This is a genomic window from Streptomyces sparsus (genome assembly GCF_054776295.1).
Window position 1 is genome coordinate 1 of record NZ_BAAHCA010001546.1, and the last position, 723, is coordinate 723.

The window sequence follows — 723 nt, forward strand, 5'->3', positions numbered from 1 at the left end:
GGCACCGGAGCCCCGGCGCCGGAACCGCCGGCCGGCGGGCGGGCGGACGTCCGGAACCGCCGGAACCGCTCCGGTGGCGGGGCGGAGGCCGGAGGAGCTGCGGCACACTGTGCCGGTGACGTCTATATCGCTGAGCAAGGGCGCGAACCTGCCGGTCTCCGCTTCCGCCCTCGAAGTGCAACTGACCTGGACGGCAGCGCCGGGCGCGCCGGACGTGGACGCCTCCGCGCTGCTGCTGGGCGGTGACGGGCGGGTGCGTGCGGACAGCGACTTCGTCTTCTACAACCAGCCACGGCACGCCTCCGGCGCCGTCCGGCACGAGGGCAAGCGCAGCAGCGGCGGCACGACCACCGACGTGGTGGCGGTGGAGCCGGGGCGCCTGGAGCCGGACGTGGAGCGGGTGGTGCTGTGCGCGTCGGCGGACGGCGGCACCTTCGGGCAGGTGCCCGGGCTGCGCCTGCGGCTGCTGGACGCGGGGAGCGGCGCGGAGATCGCCCACTTCGACATGACGGCGACCACCGAAACGGCTTTTGTCGGTGGTGAGTTGTATCTGCGGTCCGGCCGGTGGAAGTTCCGGGCGGTCGGTCAGGGTTACGCCTCCGGGCTCGCCGGTCTGGCGGGCGACTTCGGCATCAGCGTCGACGAGGAGCCGGCGGCGCCCCCGGCCGCGTCCGCCCCTCCGGCTGCGCGGGTCTCCGCGCCCGCGGACCCGAGGACGCCGGC

Annotated in this window: 1 protein-coding gene; it reads left to right on the forward strand. The window is 75.5% G+C overall.

Going from position 1 to position 723, the window contains the following annotated elements:
- Window positions 1-115 precede the first annotated feature (115 nt).
- Window positions 116-723 (forward strand): TerD family protein (locus ACYVE9_RS29525; protein WP_461030936.1); only part of this gene is annotated, 608 nt, incomplete at its 3' end.